Genomic DNA, 582 nt, shown 5'->3' with positions numbered 1-582 from the left:
CGTCGATCGAATGGACAGTTCCGTGCGCTCGCTAGGTAACCAGGTTGCGGAAAGCACAGGTTTGTAGGTGTAGAAGTTATTGCTGGTATTGGCCAGGCGCGTGGCGTCGTATTCACCCGTGGGCAGGGTGACCTCAACCGCAGCCGCCAAGGTCAGGTTTTTCCCCATGTCCCACAGAACAATCGGGGCGAAGGTGGTATCCCCCCAACTTGAGCGCTGATCGCTCACGCCGAACATACTGACGTGCAGAATGTTGTAAGGACGCGCCACGTATCCTCCCAATCGCCCGCCCAGTACCCAGAACGGGCTGAGGTAGTCCAGGCGCGGGACAAAGGTGTCAGAAGATATTTTTACCTCGGAGACCTTTCCGCCCAGTGAACTCATGTTCAGCTTTTTTGCTTCGTAGTGGTTGTAATAGATGTTGAACGCAAACATGTTGTCGGGGAGGTTGTTCACATCCAGGGGCAACATCATGACCCCGTCGGTGCCAGGGCTGATGTTATCCACGCCACCTTCAGTTGCGTGAGCGGTGAGGCTGACGAGTGAGGCGAAGGCGATACTGCTGACCAGGTGCAAGGGTTG

At 56.0% G+C, this 582-nt stretch carries 1 protein-coding gene; it reads right to left on the bottom strand.

The window, feature by feature from the left end:
• A partial coding sequence (locus T3A99_RS17085) for a SphA family protein (RefSeq protein ID WP_322834592.1) occupies positions 1 to 576 on the bottom strand: 576 nt, incomplete at its 3' end.
• Positions 577 to 582: the final 6 nt, after the last annotated feature.

Origin of the sequence: Pseudomonas sp. N-137 (assembly GCF_034555295.1) — a bacterium.
In the GTDB taxonomy this organism is placed as follows: Bacteria; Pseudomonadota; Gammaproteobacteria; order Pseudomonadales; family Pseudomonadaceae; genus Aquipseudomonas; species Aquipseudomonas rhizophila.
This window is presented reverse-complemented; position numbering and strand designations above follow the sequence as displayed.